The organism is Streptomyces sp. NBC_00285, assembly GCF_036174265.1.
Classification (GTDB): domain Bacteria; phylum Actinomycetota; class Actinomycetes; order Streptomycetales; family Streptomycetaceae; genus Streptomyces.
This window is the reverse complement of the sequence record NZ_CP108055.1, coordinates 1,411,969-1,437,774: the sequence shown is the minus strand read 5'-3', so window position 1 is coordinate 1,437,774 and position 25,806 is coordinate 1,411,969. Positions and strand designations below refer to the sequence as shown.

At 69.4% G+C, this 25,806-nt stretch carries 17 protein-coding genes and 2 pseudogenes; 10 read left to right on the top strand and 9 right to left on the bottom strand.

The genetic code is table 11. From position 1 onward, the window contains the following. Positions 1-4: 4 nt before the first annotated feature. The 3 genes from OHT57_RS06620 to OHT57_RS06610 form a co-directional block, all read right to left on the bottom strand. Entirely contained in the window at positions 5-1,291 is a 1,287-nt protein-coding gene (locus tag OHT57_RS06620) for an ABC transporter substrate-binding protein (protein ID WP_328745100.1), read from the bottom strand. Positions 1,292-1,600: 309 nt separating this feature from the next. Next, positions 1,601-4,219, bottom strand: a complete 2,619-nt coding sequence (locus OHT57_RS06615; protein ID WP_328745099.1) for a LamG-like jellyroll fold domain-containing protein — start codon at positions 4,217-4,219, stop codon at positions 1,601-1,603. A 205-nt stretch (positions 4,220-4,424) separates the two neighbouring features. Then, the gene (locus tag OHT57_RS06610) at positions 4,425-5,921 is read right to left on the bottom strand and encodes an arabinofuranosidase catalytic domain-containing protein (RefSeq protein WP_328745098.1); all 1,497 of its coding nucleotides are present in this window, start codon (positions 5,919-5,921) and stop codon (positions 4,425-4,427) included. Between the two features lie 555 nt (positions 5,922-6,476). On the opposite strand from OHT57_RS06610, the gene OHT57_RS06605 reads away from it, so the two are divergent. Then, on the top strand, positions 6,477-7,508 hold the full coding sequence (locus OHT57_RS06605) for a substrate-binding domain-containing protein (protein WP_328745097.1): 1,032 nt from the start codon (positions 6,477-6,479) through the stop codon (positions 7,506-7,508). Positions 7,509-7,614: 106 nt separating this feature from the next. Here OHT57_RS06605 and OHT57_RS06600 read toward each other — a convergent pair whose 3' ends face one another. Then, a complete protein-coding gene (locus OHT57_RS06600) occupies positions 7,615-8,700 on the bottom strand; it encodes a WD40/YVTN/BNR-like repeat-containing protein (protein WP_328745096.1) in 1,086 nt (361 codons plus the stop codon). A 285-nt stretch (positions 8,701-8,985) separates the two neighbouring features. Between OHT57_RS06600 and OHT57_RS06595 the strand changes: the two genes are divergently transcribed. After that, positions 8,986-9,573, top strand: coding sequence for an Rv1733c family protein (locus tag OHT57_RS06595; RefSeq protein ID WP_328745095.1), 588 nt, complete (start codon positions 8,986-8,988; stop codon positions 9,571-9,573). Between the two features lie 89 nt (positions 9,574-9,662). On the opposite strand, the gene OHT57_RS06590 is transcribed toward OHT57_RS06595, so the two are convergent. Next, positions 9,663-11,690: a HEAT repeat domain-containing protein gene (locus OHT57_RS06590; protein WP_328745094.1), complete on the bottom strand. Its 2,028-nt coding sequence runs from the start codon at positions 11,688-11,690 to the stop codon at positions 9,663-9,665. 136 nt (positions 11,691-11,826) lie between these two features. Further along, positions 11,827-13,491, bottom strand: a complete 1,665-nt coding sequence (locus OHT57_RS06585; RefSeq protein ID WP_443053426.1) for an acyl-CoA dehydrogenase family protein — start codon at positions 13,489-13,491, stop codon at positions 11,827-11,829. Positions 13,492-13,554: 63 nt separating this feature from the next. Between OHT57_RS06585 and OHT57_RS06580 the strand changes: the two genes are divergently transcribed. Continuing rightward, positions 13,555-14,313, top strand: coding sequence for a PaaX family transcriptional regulator C-terminal domain-containing protein (locus tag OHT57_RS06580; RefSeq protein ID WP_328745092.1), 759 nt, complete (start codon positions 13,555-13,557; stop codon positions 14,311-14,313). A 743-nt stretch (positions 14,314-15,056) separates the two neighbouring features. On the opposite strand, the pseudogene OHT57_RS06575 reads toward OHT57_RS06580, so the two are convergent. Together OHT57_RS06575 and OHT57_RS06570 are read right to left on the bottom strand one after the other, a co-directional pair. Then, positions 15,057-16,267: pseudogene (locus OHT57_RS06575) on the bottom strand (IS256 family transposase). A 282-nt stretch (positions 16,268-16,549) separates the two neighbouring features. Continuing rightward, a complete protein-coding gene (locus OHT57_RS06570) occupies positions 16,550-17,578 on the bottom strand; it encodes an amidohydrolase family protein (RefSeq protein WP_328745091.1) in 1,029 nt (342 codons plus the stop codon). Positions 17,579-17,655: 77 nt separating this feature from the next. Between OHT57_RS06570 and OHT57_RS06565 the strand changes: the two genes are divergently transcribed. From OHT57_RS06565 to OHT57_RS06535, 6 genes and pseudogenes are all read left to right on the top strand, one after another. After that, the gene (locus OHT57_RS06565) at positions 17,656-18,285 is read left to right on the top strand and encodes a TetR/AcrR family transcriptional regulator (RefSeq protein ID WP_328745090.1); all 630 of its coding nucleotides are present in this window, start codon (positions 17,656-17,658) and stop codon (positions 18,283-18,285) included. A 252-nt stretch (positions 18,286-18,537) separates the two neighbouring features. Next, positions 18,538-18,891 (top strand): enoyl-CoA hydratase-related protein, encoded by a 354-nt coding sequence (locus OHT57_RS06560; protein WP_328745089.1) that lies wholly within the window; start codon positions 18,538-18,540, stop codon positions 18,889-18,891. Between the two features lie 700 nt (positions 18,892-19,591). Continuing rightward, positions 19,592-19,903 (top strand): annotated as a pseudogene (locus tag OHT57_RS06550) (4-hydroxy-2-oxovalerate aldolase); the annotation flags it as partial. A gap of 4 nt (positions 19,904-19,907) precedes the next feature. Further along, positions 19,908-20,726, top strand: a complete 819-nt coding sequence (locus tag OHT57_RS06545; protein WP_328745088.1) for an SDR family NAD(P)-dependent oxidoreductase — start codon at positions 19,908-19,910, stop codon at positions 20,724-20,726. Positions 20,727-21,020: 294 nt separating this feature from the next. Then, positions 21,021-22,262, top strand: a complete 1,242-nt coding sequence (locus OHT57_RS06540) for a cytochrome P450 (protein WP_266520893.1) — start codon at positions 21,021-21,023, stop codon at positions 22,260-22,262. Between the two features lie 61 nt (positions 22,263-22,323). Next, positions 22,324-22,518, top strand: a complete 195-nt coding sequence (locus OHT57_RS06535) for a ferredoxin (RefSeq protein ID WP_266520891.1) — start codon at positions 22,324-22,326, stop codon at positions 22,516-22,518. 86 nt (positions 22,519-22,604) lie between these two features. Here OHT57_RS06535 and OHT57_RS06530 read toward each other — a convergent pair whose 3' ends face one another. After that, the gene (locus OHT57_RS06530; RefSeq protein WP_328745087.1) at positions 22,605-23,987 is read right to left on the bottom strand and encodes an MmgE/PrpD family protein; all 1,383 of its coding nucleotides are present in this window, start codon (positions 23,985-23,987) and stop codon (positions 22,605-22,607) included. Positions 23,988-24,668: 681 nt separating this feature from the next. Here OHT57_RS06530 and trpC point away from each other — a divergent pair. Next, a complete protein-coding gene (trpC, locus tag OHT57_RS06525; RefSeq protein ID WP_328745086.1) occupies positions 24,669-25,457 on the top strand; it encodes an indole-3-glycerol phosphate synthase TrpC in 789 nt (262 codons plus the stop codon). The last annotated feature ends 349 nt before the right edge of the window (positions 25,458-25,806 follow it).

Genomic DNA, 25,806 nt, shown 5'->3' with positions numbered 1-25,806 from the left:
CAGGTCATCCCGCGGACTTGACGATGGATTCCAGGCTCTTCTGGAGCGCGGTGAGAGCCTTCTTCGCGCTCTTCTCCTTGCCGAGCCAGAAGTCGGCGGTCGTGGTGTCGATCGCCGCCTGCATCTCGTTCCACTCGGGAATGAACGGCGCCTTGAAGAGGAACTCGCTGGACTCCGCGAACACGCCCATGCTCAGCGGGGTCTTCATCCAGGCCGGCTTGAGGAACGCCTCGCTCTTCTGCACTTCGATGTTGGCCGGCACGTCCTCGGCGGCGGCGATGATCTGCTGCTGGGCCGCGGGCGCGGTGAGGAAGTCGATCGCCTTGAAGGCGTTGGTCGGGTTCTTCGCGGTGCGGGAGATGGCGAGTCCGCTGCCGAAGGAGGACACGGCCTGCTTCTTGCCGCGCCACATCGGGGCGATGTCCCACTCGAACGTGGACTTCGCCTGGCCGGCGATGGCCCAGAACCCGGTGGTGCTCACCGCGACCTTGCCGGCCGCGAAGGCCTGGTCGCCGCCGACGTCCGTGCCCATGTCGGCGTACTGCGCCTTCGACGGAGTCACACCGTGCTTGAAGAGCAGGTCGCCCGCCCACTGCAGCGCCTCGACGACCTCGTCGCTGTCCGCCGTGGGCTTGCCGTCGGCGTCGATGATCGCGCCGCCGTTCTGGTATGCCAGGCTCCACCACACCGGCCACCAGCCCGCGCCGCCGTACCCCCAGGTCTTGCCCTTCTCCGTCAGCTCCTTGAACGCGTCGAGGGTGTCGTCCCAGGTCGACTCCGCCGTGGGCGCCTTGATGCCCTTCTTCTCGAACAGGGTCTTGTTGTAGTACATGATCATCGCGCCGGAACGGTCCGGCACCGCGTAGACCTTGTCCTCGTACGAGTACAGCGAACCGATCGTCCCGAACCGCTGCGTCAGGTCCAGCCCCGCGCTCTTGGCCAGGTCGTCCAGCGGCCGGAGCTGGTTCTTGCTGGAGTAGACGTTGACGTTCTCCGCGACCTGCATGATGTCCGGGCCGCCGCCGCCCGCGATCATCGTCTGCACTTTCTGCGCGTACGAGTCCGACGGGATCAGCTGGAGCTTCACCTTCAGCTCGGGGTACTTCTTCACGAGCAGGTCGATGCGCTTCTGGTAGGTCGCCCGGTCGGTCTCCCCGCCCCACACCGTCATCAGCAGCGGGTCGTCACCCGAACCGCTGCCGGTGCCGCACGCCGTCAGGGTGATCACCCCGGCCGCGACTCCCAGACCCAGAAAACCCCGACGAGAGAACTGCGCTCGGTCAAGCGTCATGGCATTGCCCTTCCTTGAGACATGCACACGCCCTGGAGTCGCCCGGGTGATCAGGCCGGACTTCGAATGGCGGTTAAACTAACCGTCGTTTTAAGTCGCCTACAAGACCTTGTTTCGTGCGGATTTCACGGAGCGGGCCGGTCGGGCAGTTCGCAAATGCAGGCATCGCGGCTGTTGTTGCAGGTGGGGGACGGTGGCCGGCAAATGCCGACTGACCACTTCGTGTCCGTCCCTTGACATGGGCGTGACCTACGAGAGGGCCCTCCCCCGGAGATCGCGGAGAGGGCCCGGACGGTGATGCCCCGTCTGTCAGGTCAGGACGAGTTCCAGGACGGTGACGGACAGCGGCGGCAGCGTGCTCGTGAACGCCGCCGCGGCGCCCGTGACGGTGCTCGTTCTGGGCGTGAGTGCGGACGGCGCGCTCAGCGTGTTCGTGGCGGTGCGCGAGGGGCCCGTCAGGACGGTGACGGTGGCATGCTTCCTGACTCCCTTGACCAGGCCGCTCAGTTCGACCGGCACATCCACCTTCTCCGTCCCGGAGTTGACGACCGCGAGGTAGAGACGGTTGCCGGCTCGGGTGGCGACGGTGGCGACGGCGGGCAGCGCGCGTGCGGTGGCCGGCAGCACCTTGTCGCCCAGCCTGCTGGTGAGCATCTGCTGTGCCCAGTAGCTGGGTGAGACATAGCTGGTCAGGTTGTCGTAGGCGATCAGGTTGGTCGCCCAGACGTTGTTCTTGACATGGGAGAAGAGGGGCGCGTAGCACTCCATGAGGACCTGGTCGGAGTTGCGTATCAGCCCGGCCAGCCATGCGGCGTCGCCGAGCGCGGCGTTGAGGTCGGGTGTGGGACGGCCCTCCTGGGCGGCCCACTCACCGACGAAGACCTTGGTCGAACCGCGGTCCCGGTTGTCGTACTTGTGGGTGGAGGCCTGGGCGGCGGACGGCGCGAGGTAGTAGTGCTCGTCGATCAGGTCCGGCGTGCGGCTCGTCACCGACGTCGTGGCGATCAGCTTCAGGTGCGGGTACTTCGCCTTGATCGCGTCGTGGAAGGCCGCGAACCGCTCGTCGTAGGACCCCGAGGAGTCGAACCAGTCCTCGTTGCCGATCTCCACGAACTCCAGCGGGAACGGCTTCGGGTGTCCGTCGGCAGCCCGCTTCGCGCCCCAGGTGCTCGTGACGGGGCCGGTGACGTACTCGATCTCGTCGAGGGCGTCCTGGACGAACGGCTTGAGGGCGTCGCCGGTGACGTGTTCGCCCCTCAGCGCGTAGCCCGCGAAGACGGCGAGCACCGGCTGGGCGCGCATGTCCTCGACCCATTCCAGGTATTCGAGGATTCCGAGCCCGTCCGTGGACCAGTAGCCCCACGCGTCGTCCATGTGGCCGGGACGCTCCCAGACCGGACCTATGGTGTTCTTCCAGTTGAACCGCGTCGCGATGGTGTTGCCCTCGAGGAAGTTTCCGCCGGGGAAGCGCAGGAACTTCGGCTTCAGGGCGACCAGTTTCTCCATCAGGTCGACACGCAGGCCGTTGGGGCGCCTGTTGTAGGTGGGCGGGAAGAGGGACACGTGCTGGAGCCACAGGGTCCCGCCCGCGGCGGCGGGGTCGGCGGTGGTGACGGTGAGCCTCGCGTCGCCGGTCACGGGGGCGCCCGAGCCGGTGCGCAGGGTCAGTTCGAAGGGGCGGTCGCGGAAGGCGGTGCCGATGTGGGGCAGACGGGCGGAGGCGTACACCGTCGCGCCGTCCGCCGACTCCAGGGACACCGTGAGGGGTCCGATCCGGCGCGACGCCTTGGCGAACAGGCGGGCGGTGTAGGTGGTCCGGGGCCGCACGGGGATGCCCCAGAACCCGTCGTTGGCGACCCCGGCCCGGGTCCCGGCGCCGGTGCCGCTCGGCAGCACGACCTTGAGGGAACGCGTGAGGACGTCGTTGAGGGGCGTGGTCATGTCGAGCGCGAGGCTCGTCCCGCCGACGGCTGACCAGTGCACAGGTGTGCTGTCGTCGGCCATCATCGAGCGGTTCTGCACCAGTTCGGCGTAGATGCCGCCCTCGCCGGAGTGGTTGATGTCCTCGAACATCAGGCCGGGGAGGATGGGGGAGACGGCGTGCGCGGGGTGGGCGACGTCCACGCTCAGCAGCGGTGTCGTGGTCTCCACCGGCACTCCGGCGAGCGTCGCGACCTGGTCGGAGGTCAGGGCGGTCGGGAACATCCACACGTCGTCGATGAGGCCGTGCCACTGGTCGACCTGCCCGCCGCCGTAGAGCGCCCGGCCGATGGCGGTGTCGCCGGTGCCGGCCCAGCCCGCGGTGTAGTCGGCCTGGCCTTCCAGGACGCCGTTGACGTAGAGGCGGGTGACACCGGCCGAGGGGTCGCTGACACCGGTCAGGTGGGTCCAGGTGCCGGCCGTGGGCGCCGATGCGGCGGCCGCCACGGCGGCGTTCTGCGTGGCGTCCGAGTCGAGCCGGGCGAAGGCGAAGGTGCCGGTGTCGTCCCGCAGTCCCAGGTAGAAGGAGCTGACGACCTTGCCGTCGATGCTCACGGCGGTCTGGTAGCCGCCCAGTTGGCTGAGGTTGACCCAGGCGGCGACCGAGAACGCCTTGGAGGTGTCGAGGGCAGGCCCCGAAGCAGTGGCGTTGCCGCCCGCCGTGAGGGTCAGGCTGTGGGCGCCGACCTTGCCGGTGTCCCAGCCGGCCGCACTGCGGAGGGTCGCGGTGTGAGCGTTGCCGGAGGCGTCGGCGGCGGAGGTGCCGGAGCCCTCGTCGAAGCTCCAGTGCGCGGCCGGGGCGGGAAGGTCCGCGGCGGTGGCCGTCGCGGCGGTACCTGAGCGTTCGGCGGCCCGGGCAGGAGCGGAAGCGGCGAAGGTCCCGGCCACAGACGCGACACCGAGGGCGGTCAGGACGGTTCTGCGGGGGAGTCCGGCTTCTGAAGGCATGCGGCAGTTCCTTTTCGAGACGAGTCGATCGAAATGGCTGAGAGGCAGGGCATGACGGGAGCAAGGAGGGCGACCGGAGGAGAGCTGAGGTCCCTTGCGCGGCGGCCGGCTCCGCGGGGAGCGACGGCGTGAGAGCGCTCCGGGACGGGCCGATGGTCCGCCGCCGGGGAGGGGGCGGCGGGCCATCGGCGAGTCGGTCGCTCGGTCAGGGGGCGATGTTCCACTGCTGGCAGGTGTTGTCGAGCTCCTGCCACTGGCGGACCGCGGTGCCGTTGGCCGTTCCGCAGTTCGTCACGTCGAGCACCATGCCGGTGTTGACGTTGCTGATGGTGTAGTGGCTGCCGACGGCGGTGACGTCCCACTGCTGGCAGTTGTTGCCGAGCGAGGCCCACAGCTGGACGGCCGTGCCGTTGGACTGCCCGCAGTTCTTGTCGTCCAGGACCGTGCCGCTGTTGACGTTGGTGATCGTGTAGTGGCCGTTGCCCGCACTGGCGAACTTCCACTGCTGGCAGGTGTTGCCGAGCGAGGCCCACTGGTCGATCGCGGTGCCGTTGGCCGTCCCGCAGTTCACTGCGTCGAGGACCTTGGAGCTGTTCACGTTGGTCAGACGGTAGGCGGTGCCGGCGACCGGGAACGTCGCGGCCGGGGTGCTGTAGCCGACGGAGGTGACGTTGGCCTGTACGGCGTTGTCGGCGGCGTCCGTCGGATACCCGGAGGTCATGACGCCTTCGAAGAAGGACCCGTCGGATCCGTTGCTGTTGTCACCGCCGGTGCCGAGGACGATGGCGCCTTCCAGGTGCATCGGGGTGTATCCGCCGAGGTTGGGCAGGGCCCCGTTGTACCAGGTGGTCAGGCTGCCCGACTGGGCGTTGCCGCCCTTGATGGCGTAGGTGGTCGTGCCGTTGTTCTTCTCCAGGGCGGTGACGAACTCGCTGGAGTTGCCCTTGTTGTTCGAGTTGGCTCCGTTGCCTCCGAAGAACAGCCCGTTCTCCAGGTCCGCCTCGACCCAGGGTCCCGATCCGGCGCCGGAGCACGAGAACCAGCACTCCGTGCCGAAGTTGATCGCGTCCATGTGGCCGTTGCCGGTGTCGTTGCCGGACGTCTCGGCGTTGCCGTAGTCGAAGCAGCACCGGTTGTTCACGTGGTGGCCGCTGGTCACCATGTAGGCGCCCTCGGGGGAGCTGCCGGTGGCGATGCCCGTGGTGGTGTTGTCGCGGTAACCGACGCCGGCGTTCACGAAGATGCCGTACGCCTTGTGGCCGCCGACCGTGACCGGCAGGGCGTTGGCGATGGCGCCGACGTCCTGTCCGCCGTTGCCGCCCGGCCCCTCGACGGTGAGGTCGTTGTGGTGGGAGCTCTGGTCGTAGATCTTGGTGATGATGCAGGTCGTGCCGGAGCAGAAGGAGTCCTGTGTCGCGGCGTTGGCGTAGCCGCCGGCGCTGAGGACGCCGATGTCGGTGGTGGCGGAGTCCGAGGCGCGCTTGACCTGGTAGAGGTGGCCGCTGTACGAGGCGTAGAGCGCCCGCGTGGTGCTGTGCGCCGCCGCGCACGGTGTGCCCGCGGAGGCGTAGATGTCGCAGGGCAGGGACGAAGCGGCCTGGGCGGTGCCCGCGACGCCGACGATCCCGGCGAGGGCGCCCGCGAGGAGGGTGAGGACCGCTCCCACGGTCAGCAGGAGCCCTCTCAGGCGTCGGTCTGTCACTCGACCTTTCACTGTGAACCTCTTCCGTCGTTCATTGTGAGCGCTAACAACGTTGGCCCTCGGGTGCCGTCGCTAGTTCGAGCGCCGTACCTGAAAGGCGACCAGTGTGGGGCCGGACTGCGGCATCCTGCTCCGGTCGAGCAGTGCTGCCGTGGTTTCACCGCAGTTCAGAGCGGTGGACCGGTCCGGTCTGGGGACGTGAACGCGTGCCGTTCTCGCGAGGTGAGCGAGCGAAGGACCCGGCCTTGCAACCCCGCCTTTTTACGGCCGGATGAATGCCCGGTCAACACTGTGGAACAGTCAAAAGTGCGGAAACAAAAGCTGTGCGGTCTGTTTACTCACGGGTGCAGCCGTGGCGCCAGCGATCTTCAGATGGTCGAAGTCCCCAGCTCAGATAGGTCTTTGGTGCCTGAGGCGGGGTGCGCGATCGCGAAATGGAGGGATCTGTGCGACCTTGACCGCCGACATGTGTGCGTTAACAATTCGTTCACGGCGTGCTGCACCCACCGCAGTGGCGCCCGACCGGCAGAATGACGGCGTGTGAGGAGGTGGACCATGGACGGGGATCGCGCACCGGTGATGGCCGACGTGGCCCGGCTCGCAGGCGTCTCGCACCAGACCGTCTCGCGGGTCCTCAACGACCACCCGAACGTGCGGCCCACCACCCGGGACCGGGTGCGTGTCGCGGTCCGCGAACTCGGCTACCGCCCCAACGCCGCCGCCCGCACCCTGGCGACCCGCCGCACCCGCACCCTGGGTGTGATCAGCTTCAACACCACGCTGTACGGCCCCGCTTGCATGCTCTACGGCATCGAGCAGGCGGCCAGACAGCACGACTACTTCGTCACCGTGGCCGCTGTCGGCACGCTCGACCGGCGTTCGGTGCTGGACGCCGTGGACCGGCTCCGGGACCAGGGCGTCGAGGGAATCATCGTGATCGCGCCGCAGACCTCGGCGGTCGGCGCGCTGGCGAACGTACCGTCTGACGTGCCCCTGGTCGCGGTCGGCTGCGGCACCCACAGCACACTGGCTTCGGTCGCCGTGGACAACGCGGCCGGTGCCGAACTCGCCACCAACTACCTGCTCGACCTCGGCCATCGCACGGTGCACCACCTGGTCGGGCCGCGTTCCTGGCTCGACGCGCAGGAGCGTGAGACCGGATGGCGCGACACCCTGAACAAGCGGGGCGCTCCCGTGACCGAACCGCTCGTCGGCGCGGACTGGACGGCCCGCACCGGATACGAGCTCGGTCAGCGGTTCGCCGTCGCCCCCGATGTCACGGCGGTGCTCTGCGCCAACGACCATATGGCTCTCGGGCTGCTGCGGGCCCTGCAGTGGGCCGGGCTCCGGGTCCCCGAGGACATCAGCGTCGTCGGTTTCGACGACATGCCGGAGACCGAGTACTTCGGTCCTTCCCTGACCAGCGTCCGCCAGGATTTCGACGAACTCGGCAGGCGTGCCCTGCACATGCTGGTCGAGATCGTCGGCGACCCCGACGCGGGGCTCCCGGCGGTCGACCTCACACCTCACATCGTCATCCCGCCAACGCTCGTGGTGCGAACATCGACGACCCGCCCCCGCCCCTGAAAGAAGGAGCCTGGAATCGGCTGCCACCCGTTGTCCTGACCGCGGGCCGAGCCGACTGGTGCCGGAGTTCAACCGGCGGCCGGGGCCCGCCCGTAACCGGTCCGGGTCATGCGACCACCGCCGCCCGCACACACAGCACGTCCGGCAGATGCGAGGCCAACTGCCGCCAGCTGTCGCCGTCGTCGGCCGAGGCGTACACCTCGCCGTTGCGGTTGCCGAAGTACACGCCGGCCGGGTCCGCGTCGTCCGTGCACATCGCGTCGCGCAGCACCGTGCCGTAGTGGTCCTCCTGCGGCAGCCCGGCGGTGAGCGGCTCCCAGCTCCTGCCCGCATCCGATGTGCGGAAGACCCGACATCGGTGGTCTGCCGGGACCCGGTCCGCGTCGGCGTTGATCGGGAAGACGTACGCCGTGTCACCGCGGCGGGGATGCGTGGCCGCCGCGAAGCCGAAGGTGGACGGCAGGCCCTCGCCGATGTCCGTCCAGTGCGTCCCCGCGTCGTCGCTTCTGTACACACCCCAGTGGTTCTGGAGGTACAGCCGGTCCGGGTCGGCCGCGTCCCGGGCGACCTTGTGCACGCACTGGCCGAACTCCGGGTCCGGGTCGGGCAGGAACACCGCCGAGACACCGGAGTTGGCGGGCTCCCAGCTCGCACCGCCGTCCTTGGTGCGGAACACCCCGGCCGTGGAGACGGCCACCGTCACCGCGCGCGGATCCCGCTTGTCGGTCAGGACGGTGTGCAGGCCCTCACCGCCGCCGCCCGGCACCCACTTCGAACGGGTCGGATGCTCCCACAGGGGCCGGACGAGCTCGAAGCTCTCACCTCGGTCCTCGGAGCGGTACAGCGCGGCCGGCTCCGTACCCGCGTACACCACATTCGGTTCGGCGGCCGCCGGGTGCAGTTGCCAGACCCGCTCCAGGGAGGCCTCGGTGTCCTTCGGGAACTTCACCGCGGGCTGGGCGGGCTCCGTCCAGGTGCGTCCCAGGTCGTCGGAGTGGAACACCGACGGGCCCCAGTGCGCGCTGTCGCCGCCGGCCAGCAGCCGCGGGCGCTCGCCCCGGGTGTCGATCGCGACCGAGTACACGGCCTGCGCATTGAAGTACGGGCTCTCGTCGAACTCCCAGGTGCCGCCGCGCTCGCGCCCGATGAACAGGCCCTTGCGCGTCCCCACGGCAAGCAGCTTTTCGGTCATACCGATCTCCTCCGTGACGTCTTTGTCCCAGACACCGGCCAGTCTGCACCCCGGCACTGACAGTCACCTCTGGAAAGGGCTTCACCGCAGGTCAGGGCGGCGAGGGTAACGGGCCGCCGCGATTTCGGGGCGGCTTTCGGCAAGATGACCGCAGCGAGAGCCGACCGGTGGGACCGTCGTGACGGAGAACTCGCCGTGAGCCGTGAGCATCGAGGTCGGCTCTCCCGTATGGGAGGTCGGTCCGGCATGTTCATGCGCCCGTCGCTCATGAGGAGGATGCCCTCGATGGCGTTCCGTGGTCACAAGGTCTGGCTGTGGCGGTGGCGGCGCAATCCGCTCAGGCGCCGCGCCGACACCGTCGAGGCGTGGGTCGTGCTCGGTGCCTGGCTGCTCACCGTGCTGGCCGGGGTGGTGGCGGGACTGGTGGTCGACCGGTCCGTCGAGCACCAGCTGGCGCTGGAGCGCGTGGAATGGCGGCCCGTGGTCGCCCGGCTGTCCGAGCAGGCGCCCGGTACGGCCGACCCGGGCACGTCGAGCGGCGAGCGGGTGTGGGGTGAGGTGGCCTGGACCGGGGGCGACGGGTCGGCCCACACGGGCCAGGTGCGCGTCGACCCCGGCAGTGTCCAGGGCACGCCGGTCACCGTCTGGACGGACGCCCAGGGGCGTCTGATGACCCAGCCCGCCACCCAGGGCCAGGCCCGGATCCGCGCCGCGATGATCGGCATTCTGGTCGGCTTCAGCACCGCGGCCGTCCCGTTCGTGGGCGGCCGGGTCCTCCGTGGCCGCATGGAACGCCGCCGCCTGGACCAGTGGAACGCGGACTGGGCGTACTTCGGGCCGCTGTGGGGCGGAAGGCGGGCCGACGGGCGGTAGGAACGGCGCGCGGGGCCGGCGTGACGTGAGCCGGCGGTGACGCACCGTCGATGGGTCACCGCCGGCCCGCCGCTCTCCCCGCTCGCGGCCTATGCGCCGGCCGGTGCCAGTGCCTCCCCGCAGGCCTGCAGCAGCTGCTCGTCGCCCAGTACGTCATGGCTGACGTGCCCATCGGAGGGCGATGCCAGATGCCGTCGGCGAGCGGCCAGCTCCGCACGCAGAAGATCGTGAAGTGGAGCACCGGCAGGACCCAGGGCGGCAAGGCAGGCGGTGACGGTCCGGCGCGTGGACGGATTCTCCGTCCACGCGGCTCGCAGAACCGGTGCGGCCAGGTCCTCGTCCCCGCCGATCCGCCACACCGCACTCGCGGCGGACACCCGTGCCCACGGCTCCCCAGTCCGAAGCATCCGCCGCAGGCCCGGCAGTGCCGGGCCCGCCGCCGGCCCGAGCCGTGCCAGAAGCTCCGCAGCGGCCTGTTGCCGACGCGGTCCCTGCGTCAACTCGCCGATCAGCACGGGCAGTACGGCCGTCACGTCCCCCTCCACGGACCACAGCGCTCCGGCGGCAGCGGCCGCATGCTCCGTCTCCAGCAGCTCACGCAGTACCGGTATGACCTCGGACGCCTCCGCGGCCCCGAACGTGCCGAGCGCCTGGAGCGCCGGCTCCACCACGGTGTCCCGCAGCCGCAGCCCAGCCGGCATCTCCCGTAGGAGCCGCAGCACACCCGGTACGGCTCCCTCGTCGCCCAGCGCGGTGAGGGCCGACATCAGCGGTACAGCGCGTTCGTAGATCCTGGGGGAGTCCGGCGGAATCTGTTCCAGCCTGCGACGCAGCTCCGGCGCGAGCGGGGCCCCGGCCGAGCCGAGATGGCCGATCACCAACCCCAGGTCGGCGGGGACGATCCGTCCGGCCAGCACCTCGGACAGGACCGGCGTGGCGCGGGGATCCCCGCTCCTGGCGAGGGCTTTGAGCGGATCCCCCAGTGTCGGTGCCCCGTGCTCCCACCGTCGCACCCACAGGTCGGGCCGGGAGGTCACCAGGGCCGCCAGGTCGTCGGCGGCGGGAGCGGCCAGGCTGAAGAGATCCACCAGGACGGACACCGCGGCGTCGCGCAACCTGCCGTCCTCGGAGTCCAGTTGGGCGCCGATGAGGGCGATGGGCTGGGCCCAGTCGGCGCGCCACTCACCGAAGAGCCCCGCCGACATCCATACGGCGTTGCACCGGTCGACGGCGTCCGGACTGGTCAACTGCCCCTGGAGAAGGGCCTTGCGCGTGTCGATCCGGTGACCGAGCCCGCGGTGCAGGGTCCGCAGCAACTGCGAGCCCTCCTCGTCCGAGGGCCGCAGCCGCCGCAGCCGGCCCACGAGCGTGTCGGAGTGGGGGCAGTCGGCACCGTCGCGTCGGGTGGGCCGCCGCGCGGACCGCTCCCTCAGCAGCCCGACGGCGATCTCCACGAGGTCGGGCGGAAGCTTGTCGGGAGCGCAGACGGCGAGCTGACCGAGGGCGGTGAGCCGTACCCCGGGGCGGTTCGGCGCGGAACTGCGCGCCTTCAGCACCTCCAGTGCCTCGGCCGCGTGCCCGGGATGCCGCCGGACGAAAAGGCCCAGGCTCTCGGTGAGGGCGAGCAGGACCTCGTCGTCCGGCTCCAGCGCGAAGCGCTCACGCAACAGGCCGAGCACCCGGGCCGGTTCGTCGAGGAACCTGACGAGTGCTTCCGGGGCGGCCCGGCGGACGGAGGGGTCGGCGTCCCCCGTCAGCCGGACGAAGACCTCGGCGCCGGCGCGCACGCCGACCTGGGCCCGCGTGCAGAGAACGCTCTCGACACCGCTGTCGGGCCCCTCGCTCTCCGCCCCGATGCTGACGACGAGTTCGACGATGCCGGCCCGGTCCGCCACCTGCCCGCTCGCCACGAGCGCGAGCAGGAAGGGAACGCAGGCCAGTGTCGAGTCGTACACGTCTCCCTGGTGGTGCACTGCGCCGTACATCCCGTCGAGGGCCGTCTCCCGTTCGACCGGGTCCGTGGAGGCGAGCCCCCGCAGCAGCCCGGGCACATCCTCCGCACTGCCGTACGCATGGCGCAGTGAGGCCCAGTCGACCTCGTCCATCCCCGTGAACACGTGTCCTCCCCAGGCGAAGTGTCAGCTGATCGGAGTCTGCACCACGGGACTGACAACGAAGCGGAATCAGGCTGTGACTGTGAGCGATCCGGACAGGGAGGTGGTCCGCTTTTCGCCAAGTGGCCCCGGAGGGGCTTCAGTCGGCGCTGGGCAGCGCCCTCCCGAGGACCGCGTCCACGTCCACGGCATCGGGCAGCGTGCCGAAGGAGTGCCCCCAGTCACCGCCGAGCCGCGTCGCACAGAAGGCGTCGGCGACCGCGGACGGGGCGTGCCGGACGAGGAGGGAGGCCTGGAGCGTCAGGGCCATGTGCTCCACCAGTCGGCGCGCACCCGCTTCGGACGTCGTGGCCAGCAGGTCCTTGAGCCGGGCGACGGCCGCGTCCAGGTGCGTGTCCGCCCCCTGCGCTAGGGCGAGTTCGCCGAACAGGGCCTGCGAGGTGTCCGGATCGCGGCGCAACGCCCGCAGGACGTCCAGGGCGTTGACGTTCCCCGACCCCTCCCAGATCGACAGCAGCGGTGCCTCCCGGTAGTGCCGGGGCATGCCCGAGTCCTCGACGTAGCCGTTGCCGCCGAGGCATTCGAGGGCCTCCGCTGTGAAGGCCGGCCCTCGCTTGGTGACCCAGTACTTGCCGACCGCGGTGGCGATACGGCGGAACGCCTGCTCCCCGGCGTCCCCGCGCACGGCACGGTCGGCGGCGCCCGCCAGCCGTAGCGTCAGTGTGGTGGCGGCCTCGGACTCCAGGGCGAGATCGGCCAGGACGTTGCGCATCAGCGGCTGGTCCAGCAGCCGGGCGCCGAACGCGCTGCGGTGCCGGACGTGGTGCCCCGCCTCGACGAGGGTCCTGCGCATCAGGGTCGCCGACATCATCACGCAGTCCAGCCGGGTGCAGTTGACCATCTCGATGATCGTCTTGACGCCCTGGCCCTCGGGACCCACCAGCCAGGCCACGGTGCCGTCGAACTCGGGCTCGGAGGAGGCGTTCGACCGGTTGCCGAGCTTGTCCTTGAGGCGCTGGATGCGGAAGGTGTTGCGGCTGCCGTCCGGCAGGATCCGGGGCACGAGGAAACACGACAGCCCGCCGGGTGCCTGCGCCAGCACCAGGAACACGTCGCACATCGGCGCCGACGTGAACCACTTGTGCCCGCGCAGCGTGTACACGCCGGGCTCGGCGGTACGTGTGGCCGCCGTGGTGTTCGCCCGGACGTCGGACCCGCCCTGCTTCTCGGTCATCCCCATGCCCGCCAGCAGGCCGCGCTTGCCTGCCGGCACCCTGAGCGCGGGGTCGTACTCGCGGCCGGTCAGCAGGGGTTCGTAGACCTTCGCCAGCTCCGGTTCCTTGCGCAGCGCGGGTATCGCGGCGTACGTCATCGACGTCGGACAGCCGTGGCCCGCGTCGGTGTGTCCCCACACCAACCCGCCTGCCGTACGGGCGACATGAGCCCCTGGCCGGTCCTCCGCCCACGGGGTGCCGGCCAGCCCCTCGGCGACGGCGGTCCGCATCAGGTGATGCCAGCTCGGGTGGAAGTCGACCTCGTCGACACGGTTGCCGTACCGGTCGTGCGTGCGCAGCACGGGCTCGTGCCGGTTGGCCTGATCCGCCCACTCCTGGGCCTCGGCGCTCGCCGCCCGCAGACCGAGCCGCCGGACGCCCTCCTCGGCCCAGTCCGCGCCCTCACGGCGCAGCCCTTCCAGCAGGACGGGGTCGTCGGAGGCGTCGTACGGAGCGAGGGGAGGCGGCTGATTGATGACGGCGTGGGTGGCGGACTGTCCGGACGCGGGTGTGGAGGCCATGAAGGTCATGTTGCACTTCCACTGCAGTCGTGGCAATAGTGCAATACGAGGTGGGTCGTAAAGTACGTGACCATGCGGAGGAACGTGTCGGTGCAGCCGGGTGAGGTCGATCTGCGGACGCTGTCCGCCCGGTCGGTCGTGCTGAGCCTGCTGCTGGGCGCGCATCCGCCGCACATGCCCGTGAAGGACCTGCTCCGCGCGGTGGAGCCGTTCGGGGTCGGGGGCTCCACGCTGCGTGCCGCGCTCAGCCGGATGGTGGCCGCCGGTGACCTGCGGCGCGTCGACTCCGTCTACGGCCTCAGTGACCGGCTGCTCGCTCGTCAGCGCCGCCAGGACGATGCCGTGCACCCCCGCACGCGCGTGTGGAGCGGCGACTGGGAGATGGCCGTGATCACCGCGACGGGCCGTGGACCGGCCGAACGCGCCGAGCTGCGCGCGCGGTTGACCGCGCTCCGGCTCGCCGAACTCCGTGAGGGCGTCTGGCTGCGCCCCGCGAACCTGGTCCGGCCGCTCCCGGACGGCCTCGACACGCTCGCCCAGCGCTACACCGCCCGCCCCGACCGTCCCGGCCCCGAACTGGCCGCCGCGCTGTGGCCCCTCGACGGCTGGGCGGCGGAGTCCCGGGCGCTGCTCGCCCACGTCGCTTGCGCGGATCTGCCCGCGGACCGGCTCGCGGGCTTCGCGGCGGTCGTACGTCATCTGCTGGCCGATCCGGTGCTCCCGCCCGAGCTCCTGCCGCCCGACTGGCCGGGGACACGGCTGCGGTCCGCGTATGCGGCCTATCGGCGGACGCTGTCGGACATCGTGCCCCAGGACCCGCTCCGCACATGACACGGCGGCCGTGCGAAGCGCCGTGCGGGGACGCTTCGTACGGCCGCCTTCACCTGCGAAGGGGCTACCTGTAGGTGATGTCGGACGTCGCGTACTTGCAGTACTTGCCGTCTAAGCGGGCTTGAGCTGCGGTGGGTTCTTCCTATGGGGCTGTGACCAGGGCCAATGCGTGTTTCTTGCTGTTTCCCGATGTACCAGCTTCTTTCGCTGGGGACCCCCCTGAGAACTCCCTGGCCGGGCTCCCGCCCCCCTGAGAACCCCCTGGCATCACCCTCGCGAAGAGGGCTGTGAGCTGGAAAAACAGCAGCCCTTGCGCCATCTGACGACGCAGGGGGACTTCCGATGCGCCTGACCAAGTCCTGGCCCGCGACGCAGTCTGCCTACTGGACTGCCGATGCATAAGACCGGCACCGGCAAGGTTCCGGCGACCCGTCTGAGCCCGTCCGCAGCCACGGCACGGATCTCGGCAACGGTGATCTTGGCTTCGGGGCCGGGTACGGGGTGTGTCAATTTAACGGCCCTGGCTCACTTCCGGTGGTAGCGGGCGGTGATGCTCGTTACCTGTAGCGATCTACCCAGCTCAGGCTGCACGTCGACGGCGGAGCCATGAGCTCGTCCCAGCCAGGGCAACGAGGTCTCGGGCGGGCACCCACGCGCTCCAACCAGGCGTTCTTCTCATGACTTTCCGTCACCACCGGAAGTGAGCCAGGGCCAATTTAACGGCTGATCCTGGTTGTTGATGGTCAGTTGTTGCTCGGGGTCAGGCGTCCCTCGAAGGCGATCTGGAACGCGTTGAGGGGTGCTTTCCAGCGCATGGTCCACCGCCTGCGGCCCTTTCCGGTCGGATCGAGGCTCATCAGCGCCATGTAGATGCACTTGAGGGCGGCGGCCTCGTTGGGGAAGTGCCCGCGGGCGCGAACAGCTCGGCGAATGCGTGCGTTGACGCTCTCGATCGCGTTCGTGCTGCAGATGACCTTGCGGATCTCGACGTCGAAGGAGAGGAAGGGGCACGAACTCGGCCCAGGCGTCGGACCACAGCTTCACGATCGCCGGATACTTCCGGCCCCATGCCTCCTGGAACTCCAGGAAGCGTTCCGTGGCTGCATCCTCGCTGGGTGCGGTGTAGACGGGCTTGAGGGCCTTGGCGACCTTGTCCCAGTCCTGACGGGCGGCGTAACGGAACGAATTCCGCAGCAGGTGAACCACACATGTCTGGACAATCGTGCGAGGCCAGACGGCCTCCACCGCATCGGGAAGCCCCTTGAGCCCGTCGCAGACCAGCATCAGCACGTCGTCCAGGCCGCGGTTCTTGAGCTCGGTGAACACGTGCAGCCAGTACTTCGCTCCCTCGCCGCCGTCGCCGGCCCAGATGCCGAGGATGTCGCGGGTGCCGTCCACGGTCACGGCCATCACCACGTAGATCGGACGGTTCGCGACCTTCCCGTCTCTGATCTTGACGTTGATCGCATCGACGAACAAAACGGGGTAAATGCGGTCGAGTGGCCGGTTCTGCCATTCGGCCATGCCCTCCATCACCTTGTCGGTGATGGTGGAGATGGTCTGCTTGGACACCTCGGCCCCGTAGACCTCGGCCAAGTGGGCGGCGATCTCGCCGTGCGTGAGCCCCTTCGCGGACAACGACAGAACCATCTCGTCGACCCCGGTCAGCCGGTGCTGCCGCTTCTTGATGATCTGCGGCTCGAACGTGCCCGACACGTCACGCGGGACCTTGATCTCGACCGGTCCGACGTCGGTCAGCACAGTCTTGGCCCGGCCTCCGTTGCGGGAGTTGCCACTGCCCCGGCCGGCTGACTCGTGCTTCTCGTAGCCGAGATGATCCGTGATCTCACCTTCCAGGGCGGACTCCAGGACCCGCTTGGTCAGCTGCTGCATGCAGCAGCCCGCCCTGCCCGGTCAGCTGCAGTCCCTCTGACCGGGCCTGCTCCACCAGCATTGCCACCAACTGCTCGTCCGACACGGGCACGGGCGGCCCGGACAAGTCCTTCTCGACAGGCTCCACGGTCTCCAACTCCACGGCGGTGTCAGTCACTTGACGTCTCTCCCATGATCGTCGGATTCGCCGTTAGATTGGCCCTGGCTCACTTCCGGTGGTGACGGAAAGTCATGAGAAGAACGCCTGGTTGGAGCGCGTGGGTGCCCGCCCGAGACCTCGTTGCCCTGGCTGGGACGAGCTCATGGCTCCGCCGTCGACGTGCAGCCTGAGCTGGGTAGATCGCTACAGGTAACGAGCATCACCGCCCGCTACCACCGGAAGTGAGCCAGGGCCGTTAGATTTACACTCCCGGGCGTCGCGATGGCGTTGTGCGGCCGCGGGGAAGAGGTCGAACGTGCGGTGGCCGAGTGCGTCGACTTCCGGCGGTGTGAGGACGTGGGAGTTGTGGAGCGCGTCGATGTTGCGTTTCATGTTGTTCTCGTTCGAGCAGGGGACTCCGGCGTCGGCGCCGTAGACGAGATGGTCGCGGGGCACCATCGTGACTGCTGCGGCGAGGTTGGCGTCGGTGCCGGATGCGGCGGTGTCGAGGTAGAGCTTCGCCAGGTCGGTGCGGATGTCATCGGCGGTCAGGCCCAGGGGGTTGAAGACGTACTCCTCCGCCCCGAGCAGTCCGAGGCGACCGGAGAGCGCGGGCAGGGCGCCGCCGCAGTGGGCGAGGACGATCGTGAGGCGGGGGTACCGGCGGAAGAATCCGGTGTAGAGGAGGTCCACGATGGTCCGGGTGGTCTCGAACGGCAACTCGACCAGGACAGCCGTCTGCCGGAACGTGGGCGGCACGGCGCTCGGATGGATGAACAGCACGGCCGAGCGCCGGTCGAGTTCCTCCCACACCGGCGCCAGACGCGGGTCCCCGAGCGGGACACCTGAGCGACGGGTGGTCAGCAGGTAGCCGTCGGGGTGTGTTTCCGTGTCACCGCGCGCGATCTCGGCCAGAGCCGCGTCCGGGTCGTCGGTGGGCAGGCCGGCGAGCAGGCCGAAGCGGCCGGGGTGGTCGGCGACGAGCTGGGCGCCGTAGTCGTTCCAGGCGCGCAGCTGTGGCAGTGGGGAATCGACGGGTACCGGGCTGAGCATCTGCACGGCGATGCCCAGGCGATCCATCGTGGCGAGCATCGTCTCGGGTCGCCAGTGGTAGGGCTCGGGCGCCAGGAGGTGAGCTTCCCTCAGTTGTCGCCACTGGGTCTCACGCTCCTCCGCCGTGGTCGGTGGGGTGAAATGCGCATGGATGTCCACCCAGCCGTTGACCTTGTCCATGATGCGCTCTCCCTGGAATCAAGTTGCACTCAAGTGCAACTGATTCGATGGTTGCACGAGAGTGCAACAATGTCCACATGAGGAAGACGGAGGGCGAGAAGCAGGACGGGAGGACGCGCAATGCCCAGGCCAACCGGGAGCGCGTCTACGTGGCAGCGATCAAGGTGTTCGCTTCGCGCAGCTACGACGCCGCCACCATGGACGAGATCGCAGCAGAAGCCGGGGTGTCACGACGGACCGCGTTCAACCACTTCCCCGCGAAGTCCGACATCGCCACTGAATGGGCAGTGCGAGGCGGGACATCGGCCTTCGCCCTGGTGCGCGACATCGACCGCATCACCTCTGCCGCCGACCGGGTCCGGGCTTATTTCCACGAGCTGGCCCTCACAGCGGAGCGGAACTGGGACGAGACCCGGCAGATGACAACCGGACTCCTGCGCGGATACGGCGTATCACCCCACCGCTCGCGGCTCTCCGCGGAACTGCGTGGCTGGCTGCGTGACTGCCTGCAAGAACGGCAGGGCAACACACCGACACCCTCGGCCGATCCCGCCCTGGCCGTGGACGTGCTCTACGACGTCTTCCAGGGCGCAATCATGCGATGGCTACCCCAAGAGGCCGCGCCGCACGGGGCGTTCACGGCCGAGGTGGACGCCGCCATCGCGCTCGTGCTGGCCGGATTCGCGAGTGACGCCGGCCACGCATAGGCAGATGCCTGCGAGCCGGGACACCGGGTATTTTACCGAGCTGATCGAGCAGATACAGCCGGGGCCGGATCACCGGGCGGCTGCGGGCTGCGTCCGGGCGGCGCATGAGGGACGCCGGCTCGCCGGCCGCCCGCCGAATCGGCGCCCGGAACCACGCTCGAAATCGGTCGGCGGATCGGGCTGGGAGAACCCGGTGCCGGATGGTGGAACGGACCGGCGGCGGAAGTGCGGGGTCTCCCTACTGGCTCCGGCATGAGCGAGGTGCCCGTCGACATCACCGATCGGATCATGATGACCGTCATCAACCGCCCTGAGGCCCGCAATGCCGTCACCATGGCCGTCTCGGTGGCTTGTGCCGAGGTGCTCGACGAACTCGACGCCCGCGACGACCTCGCCGTCGGAGTCATCACCGGCGCCGACGGTAACTTCTGCGCCGGTATGGACCTCAAGAGGTTTCTGCGCGGCGAGCGCCCGTCGCTGCCGGGCCGCGGCTTCGCGGGCCTGACCCGACCCCCACTGGCCAAGCCACTGATCGCGGCCCTGGAGGGCTGCGCTCTGGCCGGGGGCTGCGAGGTCGTCCTCGCTTGCGACATGGTGACCGCCTAGCGTCAGCTCCCCGCCGCTCGCGCGGTGCGCCAGGTGGGCACGGTCGCCGCAGTATCACCACGATCATCGCCCAGTACACCCGCGACTCCGAACTGCGGAGCAGATGCTCGTAGTCGCGCACCAGCCTGCGGTGCAGCATCGAGATCCCATACGTGTGCTCCACCACCCACCGCTTGGCCTGGGAAACGAACCCGGTCTGCCCACGTCGAGACTGCCGACTATCGCGATCGTGGGCGTCCTTTCGAGGGGGCACAGGCGAGTGGGTGCTCCGGGCTGGGGCGGCTGAAGAATGGCCAGCGGGTCGCTCGTGGGGGCGACCAGGTACTTGGTCAGGTATGCGGGCTTGCCTGACAGCTGCACGGTCTGGGTGCAGATGAGCAGCGGGTCGGAGGGGCGCAGGCCCAGGAGTTTGCCGCGCGTGGCCCCGGCGATTCCGGCGGTGACGGTGCACTCGGGGGGCCGAATACCGGGCCGAAGATGTCGGTCATGGCGCCCAGCAGAGTGCGTGAGCTGCTCTGCAGTTCCTGGATGCGGTCGGCGACGGCGGGCATGCGATCGCGCAGCTCCCCACCGGCCGGGATGTGCTCCTGGACCAGTGCGAGGACCTCACGCCCGCGAGACACGCGCGTTTCACAGAACCAGGCGGACCCGAGCCTGGTGGTGCTCGATACCCAGAGCGTGCACGCGGCGGCGGGTCAAGCTGCAGGACGCCGCCGACGACATCGTCCGCCCGCTGCAGGGCCGCCCGGTGCGCGTGGACCGCGAGACCCTCACCCTCGGCCACGCTGGCGTCTACTGGTCGTTCCTGCGGCACACGGAGAACGCTGCGGCGCGATACGGCGTCGACGTCCGCGACATCCTCATGGAATGCGGCCGACGGCGGCTCGTCGGCGGCCAGAAGGACATGATCATCGACATCGCGCTCTACCTCGCCGCCGAGGGGGCCGCCACACTCACTGGAGCAAGGCCCTCGACCCGTGGGAGCGGGCGCGTGGACGAACGGAGCGGATGAGCGCATGGATGAGCTGTCGGGAAAGATCGCTTTCATCACGGGATCGGCCGGTGGGATCGGGCTGGGAATCGCCCGCGCGTGTGCGCAGGCGGGCATGCGGATCGTGCTCTCGGACATCGACGAAGGCGAGCTGGCGGATTCTGCAGCGCAGTTGACGGATGCCGGCGCCGACGTTCTTGCGGTTCCGCTCGATGTCACGGACCGAGAGGGGTGGGCCCGTGCGGCCGGCCGGGTGTCCGAGGAGATGGGCCCGGTGCAGCTGCTGGTGAACAACGCCGGTGCGAGCACCTTCGGCATGCGCTTCGAGGAAATAGGCCCCGCGGTGTGGGATCGCATGATCGGCATCAATCTGACCGGCGTCTACAACGGGGTGCATACCTTCCTTGACGCCATGCGGGCGGCGGGCGGCGGCCATATCGTCACCACCTCCTCGATGGGAGGGCTGGTCGGTATGGCGGCGCTGGCGCCGTACTGCGCAACCAAGTTTGCCGTCGTGGGGCTCTCCGAGGTGCTGCGTGCCGAGCTCGCCGAGGAGCAGATCGGTGTCAGCGTTCTGTGCCCCGGCGGTGTCCGGTCGCGGCTGTGGCGCACCTCGCGCCCCGTGCGGGGGTTGCCGGACTCCGACACCCCGCCGTCGGATGTGAGCGGGCAGTCGGCGAATCCTGCCGGAATGGATCCCTTTGAGGTGGGCCTGCGCGTGCTGGAGGCGGTCGTCGCCGACGAACCGTACATCCTGACCCACCCCGAGTTCAGGGATGCCGTCACTGAGCGGCACGAGCGGCTGCTGCACGGATTCGACCGCGCGGAAGCCTTCACGAAGTGATCGGGGTTCCGTGCGTCCTTGAGCTGACCACGCCGGGCACTGTCGCGCGCGATTGCCGCACGGCGCCCGGTTCAACCTGGAATTTGCCGATAGGTGACGGCCCGGTCATCGGCTGCTCCGGTCGGGCGTGGGCAGGGGGGATCCGGAAGGGCTAAGGTCCGCAGGATCAACTGGGTGGCTGAGGCAACTACTTGTCGGCGGCTCTGTGTTGGAGGATGCCCGCGCGTCCGGGTCGGCTGCCCGCGCGGCGCGATCGTCGGGTGGATCGGGCGGTACGAGATCGGGAGGATGGACATGGCGAACACAGTGGCGGAGATATCGGGCGGGGGAGCCGCCGAGGTACCGTCGTTTCCGATGCCCAGGGCGGACGGCTGCCCGTTCGACCCTCCGCCTGAGCTGCGGCGGCTGCAGGACCAGGCGCCGCTGAGCCGGGTACGGCTGTGGGACGGCAGTACCCCGTGGCTGGTAACCCGGTTCAACGATCTGCGGGACCTGCTGGCGGACCCGCGGGTCAGCGCGGACAGCCGCCGCGCGGGGTTCCCGCACATATCCGAGAGCATTCGCGACACCCGGGACAAGACCAGGACCTTCCTCACCATGGACGGCGAGGAGCACTCCCGGATACGTCGCATGGTGACTGGCTCCTTCACCGCTCGGCGGATGGAGGCCATGCGCCCGACGATCCAGAAGATCACCGACCGCCTGATCGACGACATGCTGGCTGGTCCGTGTCCGACGGATCTGGTCCAGACCCTGGCTCTGGCGCTGCCGTCGATCGCCATCAGCGAACTGCTCGGCGTCCCGTACGCCGACCACGATTTCTTCCAAAGCAACACGGCCGCCCTGACCGAGCGGGGCCTGGCACCCGAGAAGATGCTTGAAGCCCAGCGCCGGATGGTCGAATACCTGGAGCAGCTGGTCGGCGACAAGCTACTCCATCCTGGCGACGACATGCTGTCCAGGCTGGCGTCCGAGCAGGTCGCCACCGGCGCCATCACCCGCCAGGAACTTGCCTCCATGGGCTTCCTGCTGCTGATCGCCGGGCACGAGACCACAGCCAACATGATCACGCTCGGCACGCTGGCGCTGCTCGAACACCCCTACCAGCTCGCCGAGTTGCGGGCCACCGAGGATCCGAAGCTGGTGGCCGGGGCGGTCGAGGAACTGCTGCGGTACCTGCACATCGTCCACTCCGGGCGGCGGCGCATCGCCCTTGAGGACATCGACATCGCGGGCCAGACGATCGGCGCGGGCGAGGGCATCGTGTTGGCCAATGACATCGGCAACCGGGACCCCGAGTTCTTCCCCGAACCCGACCGGCTGGACATCCACCGTGACGCCCGACGGCACCAGGCGTTCGGCTTCGGCCCGCACCAGTGTCTGGGCCAGCCGCTGGCCCGCCTGGAACTGCAGGTCGTCTACGGCACCCTCTACCGCCGGATACCCACCCTGCGCCTGGCCATCGGCCTGGACGAGGTGCAGTTCAAGCGGGACGGGCTGATCTACGGCGTCTACGAGTTGCCGGTTGAGTGGTGACTCCGTCGTGACGGCCGGTTCCGGCAGCAGTGAGACGGCGACAAAGGAGCGAGGAAGACACATGCGGATAGCGGTCGACCAGGACAAGTGCGTGGGGTCCGGGCAGTGCGTGCTGGCCGTTGAGGAGGTCTTCGACCAGCGCGAGGAGGACGGCATCGTCGTACTGCTGGACGCCCAACCGTCCGACGAACTGGTACCAGACGTCCAACAGGCCGCCTTCGTCTGCCCGGGCCGGGCCATCACGGTGTCGCCGTAGCAGGCACGACGCCATCGATCGCCCACCACCAAGGCCTCCCCGCGGCGTGCGTTCTGCCTCGGGGGGTCTGCGGTGGCACTTGCGCGTTACATGGCCAGCAGCGCGGCGAGGCTGCGGACTTGGCCGGTGCCGGCCAGCCCGCACACGGCGTCGATCACGGCCTGGGCCCTGGCATCGCTTATGACGCCGCCGGTGTTGTCGCGGAACTTGGCGGTGACGTCCGCCCTGGTCGCCGGGCGGGCCGGGTGGCCGGTGAAGCCCGCCTGGTAGCGCTCGAACGAACGCCCGTCGTGCAGCGTGATCTCGACCCGGGAACTGAGAAACGAGTCCCCCGCGGGAATGGCGATGGCGTACGGCTGCACCAGGTCCGCCGCCGCCAGAATCTCCGGATCGTTCCATCGCCGGGGATCCATGTAGTCCTGGGGGGCGTTGCGGCCGGTGACGAGCTGCAGGGCGGTGCTGAAGGCCAGTGAGAACTGTGCGGAGATCGCGTCGGTGGGGCGGGTGATGTGGGCGCCGTGTCCGACGACGACATCCGCCAGGCCGACCCGGATCGTGGTGACGGTGCGCCAGTCCTCGATGCCGTGCTCGGCGCGCAACTGTTTGACCAGGTCAAGGGGGGCGTGGATGGTGCCCACCGTCGGATAGAAGCGGAAGACGGTGTCCAGGATGTGCCAGCGGTCCCAGCCGCGCTCCAGCGGGGTGGTGTCGGCGGTGCCGGCGAACATGGCGAAGATCCCACGATCACCTTCGAGGATCGCGGCCGGACCGGTCAGGCCCGCCTGGGCCAGCAGCGCCGCCTCGGTGCCCGAGCGGGACGCCACTCCGGCGTGCAGGCGCTTGACCTCACCGCCCGAGCGGTCGTATTCCATGGTCCCGCCCGCGTCACTGGCCGCGATGCCGAAAGCGTGGGCCAACTGCTCCGCGTCCAGGTCCAGCACCTTTCCTGCCGCGGCGGCGGCGCCGAATACACCCATGACCTTGGAACCGTGCCACCCGGTGCGGAGCATGCCCTGGCTGGCCACCGCCCCCAGCAGACACATCACCTGCACCCCGGCGACGACCGCGACCAGCAGGTCCCGGCCCGACGCGCCATCGCGCTCAGTCAGGGCAAGCGCGGCGGGAACCACAGCCGAGGAAGTGTGCCAGGCCAGCTCGTGGGCGTCGTCGAACTCACACGCCGAGCCGAGCGTTCCGTTCACCCACGCCGCTTGGGCGGGCGAGGTGCGCCGCTCCGCACCGGTGACGGTGGACTGATCAGGTCCGGGCGCCAGCTCGGACAAGCGCCGCACCGGCTGCACATTGGGCAGGGTCGCACCGCGTATCTGCAGCCCCAACTGGTCGAGTATCAGCATCTGCGTCCGATCAACTACATCCTCGGGCAAGTCCTCGAACCGCAGGTCGGTGACCCAACGGGCCAACCGCTGCGAGACCGTCGCGGCGCCGGCCTGGGCGGTGTGAGTGGTCATGACGGATCCTCAGCCTCGACGCGTGCCTTCCTCGGCGCCGAGCGTAGCCGTCGGCGCAGCCGCCCCGAACGGGGCCGGTGCGGCGGCCACCGCGTCTGGGGCCTCCATCCTGCCGGGAACACCAACGAGGGCCACGTGATCGCGGAGAGCCGTCCGCCGCTGCGGTCAGGTCGCTGTGCAGGCGCCGGTGCCGCCGAGGCGGAGCATGGCGGCGTAGACCTGGCTGGGGGTCATGGGCGGTTCCGGCAGCGGGTGGGCCCGCTCGGCACGGAATCGAGCATGAGGTAGAGGTGCCGCCACCAGACGTTCGGTGCGATGCCGTGGGTGGCCTCAACGGCCCCCGCTCGGCCCCCATCAACGTCCGCGCCGCCGGCAACAAGGGCGGCATCCGCCTCTCGCGCGCCAACGCCGCCGCCTCTTCCTCCAGCAAGCCGCCGACACCACTCGCATCGGCCAGCCCCCTTCATCACCGACAAGGAGATGATGTCCCGCCCCCGCCGTGCCGGATTGCCCCGGCTTCTCAGACGGACATGGCGGATCCTCAGTGAGTCGGCTGACGAAGGGCTCGCGTACGCGAGACACACGGCGGGCGCAATTGCGGCCGCCGGTAGCATGCGCCTCGTACCGCACGATCGACTTTCCCGCCGCCTCGTCGGCGGCATGCACAGGAGAGGCTGAACCTTGAACGTACTCGCCGAGATCGTCGCCGGGGTCCGCGAGGATCTTCAAGAGCGCATGGGCAAGGTGCCCCTCGACGAGCTCAAGGAACTCGCCGCCCACGCGCCTCAGGCCAAGGACGGCGTGGCCGCCCTGCGCGGCGACGGCGTCCGCGTGATCTGCGAGGTCAAGCGGTCCAGCCCGGCCAAGGGCGCGCTCGCCGCGATCGCCGACCCGGCCGCTCTGGCCACCCAGTACGCGGCCGGCGGCGCAGCAGCGATCTCGGTCCTGACCGAACAGCGCCGCTTCAAAGGCTCCCTGTCCGACCTTGCGGCCGTCCGCGCCGCCGTAGACACACCACTGCTGCGCAAGGACTTCATCGTCACCGCCTACCAGCTGTGGGAGGCTCGCGCCCACGGCGCCGACCTGGCCCTGCTGATCGTGGCCTCCCTGGACCAACCAACCCTGGTCGCGCTGATCGAGCAGGCGCACGCCATCGGCCTGACCCCGCTCGTCGAGGTACACGACCAGCAGGAGGCAGCCCGCGCCGTCGACGCCGGTGCCCGCGTCATCGGAGTCAACGCCCGCGACCTGAAGACCCTTCACGTCGATCGGGACACCTTCACCCGAGTCGTCCCCGCGATCCCGGATCACATCGTGAAGGTCGCGGCCTCCGCGGTACGCGGCCCGCGGGACCTCATCGCCTACGCCGACCACGGCGCGGACGCGGTCCTCGTGGGCGAGGCCCTGGTCACCGGCCCCGACCCCCAGGCCGTCGTCGCGGACCTGGTGGCCGCCGGCATTCGCCACTGACGCCCAGCCCACTCCAGCGTCCAGCCTCCGTACAGGCGACGACCACGACATCCTGCGCGACCGGCTCGATATCCGATGGCAAGACCCGACCGGTCCGTGAAGTCCCCCACGATCGCTTTGGAGATGTCGAGGGCGAGGCGTGGGGTGACGGGCAGTGCGTCACCTTGGCGCTCAGGTCTTCAGGGGTAGGCTCACGTGCGCGTGTCCTCACCGGATCCGGCCGGCTTCGCGCCGCCCGCTGTTCGCGTCGTTGTCACGGACGGGGCAGGACGATGGTTCACGGCGGCTTCTGCACGGTCGGCCCGGTCGGCGTAGTCAACCGTTTCCGCAGGTGCCAGTGCTCATCAAG

Bases quoted from the DNA above. Each gene is read 5' to 3' on its own strand.
- OHT57_RS06605 (WP_328745097.1), top strand. From the start codon at position 6,477: ATGGACGGGGATCGCGCACCGGTGATGGCCGACGTGGCCCGGCTCGCA.
- OHT57_RS06615 (WP_328745099.1), bottom strand. From the start codon at position 4,219: ATGCCTTCAGAAGCCGGACTCCCCCGCAGAACCGTCCTGACCGCCCTC.
- OHT57_RS06600 (WP_328745096.1), bottom strand. From the start codon at position 8,700: ATGACCGAAAAGCTGCTTGCCGTGGGGACGCGCAAGGGCCTGTTCATC.
- OHT57_RS06535 (WP_266520891.1), top strand. From the start codon at position 22,324: ATGCGGATAGCGGTCGACCAGGACAAGTGCGTGGGGTCCGGGCAGTGC.
- OHT57_RS06585 (WP_443053426.1), bottom strand. From the start codon at position 13,491: ATGACCTTCATGGCCTCCACACCCGCGTCCGGACAGTCCGCCACCCAC.
- OHT57_RS06595 (WP_328745095.1), top strand. From the start codon at position 8,986: ATGGCGTTCCGTGGTCACAAGGTCTGGCTGTGGCGGTGGCGGCGCAAT.
- OHT57_RS06580 (WP_328745092.1), top strand. From the start codon at position 13,555: ATGCGGAGGAACGTGTCGGTGCAGCCGGGTGAGGTCGATCTGCGGACG.
- OHT57_RS06545 (WP_328745088.1), top strand. From the start codon at position 19,908: ATGGATGAGCTGTCGGGAAAGATCGCTTTCATCACGGGATCGGCCGGT.
- OHT57_RS06570 (WP_328745091.1), bottom strand. From the start codon at position 17,578: ATGGACAAGGTCAACGGCTGGGTGGACATCCATGCGCATTTCACCCCA.
- OHT57_RS06560 (WP_328745089.1), top strand. From the start codon at position 18,538: ATGAGCGAGGTGCCCGTCGACATCACCGATCGGATCATGATGACCGTC.
- OHT57_RS06540 (WP_266520893.1), top strand. From the start codon at position 21,021: ATGGCGAACACAGTGGCGGAGATATCGGGCGGGGGAGCCGCCGAGGTA.
- OHT57_RS06565 (WP_328745090.1), top strand. From the start codon at position 17,656: ATGAGGAAGACGGAGGGCGAGAAGCAGGACGGGAGGACGCGCAATGCC.
- OHT57_RS06530 (WP_328745087.1), bottom strand. From the start codon at position 23,987: ATGACCACTCACACCGCCCAGGCCGGCGCCGCGACGGTCTCGCAGCGG.
- OHT57_RS06620 (WP_328745100.1), bottom strand. From the start codon at position 1,291: ATGACGCTTGACCGAGCGCAGTTCTCTCGTCGGGGTTTTCTGGGTCTG.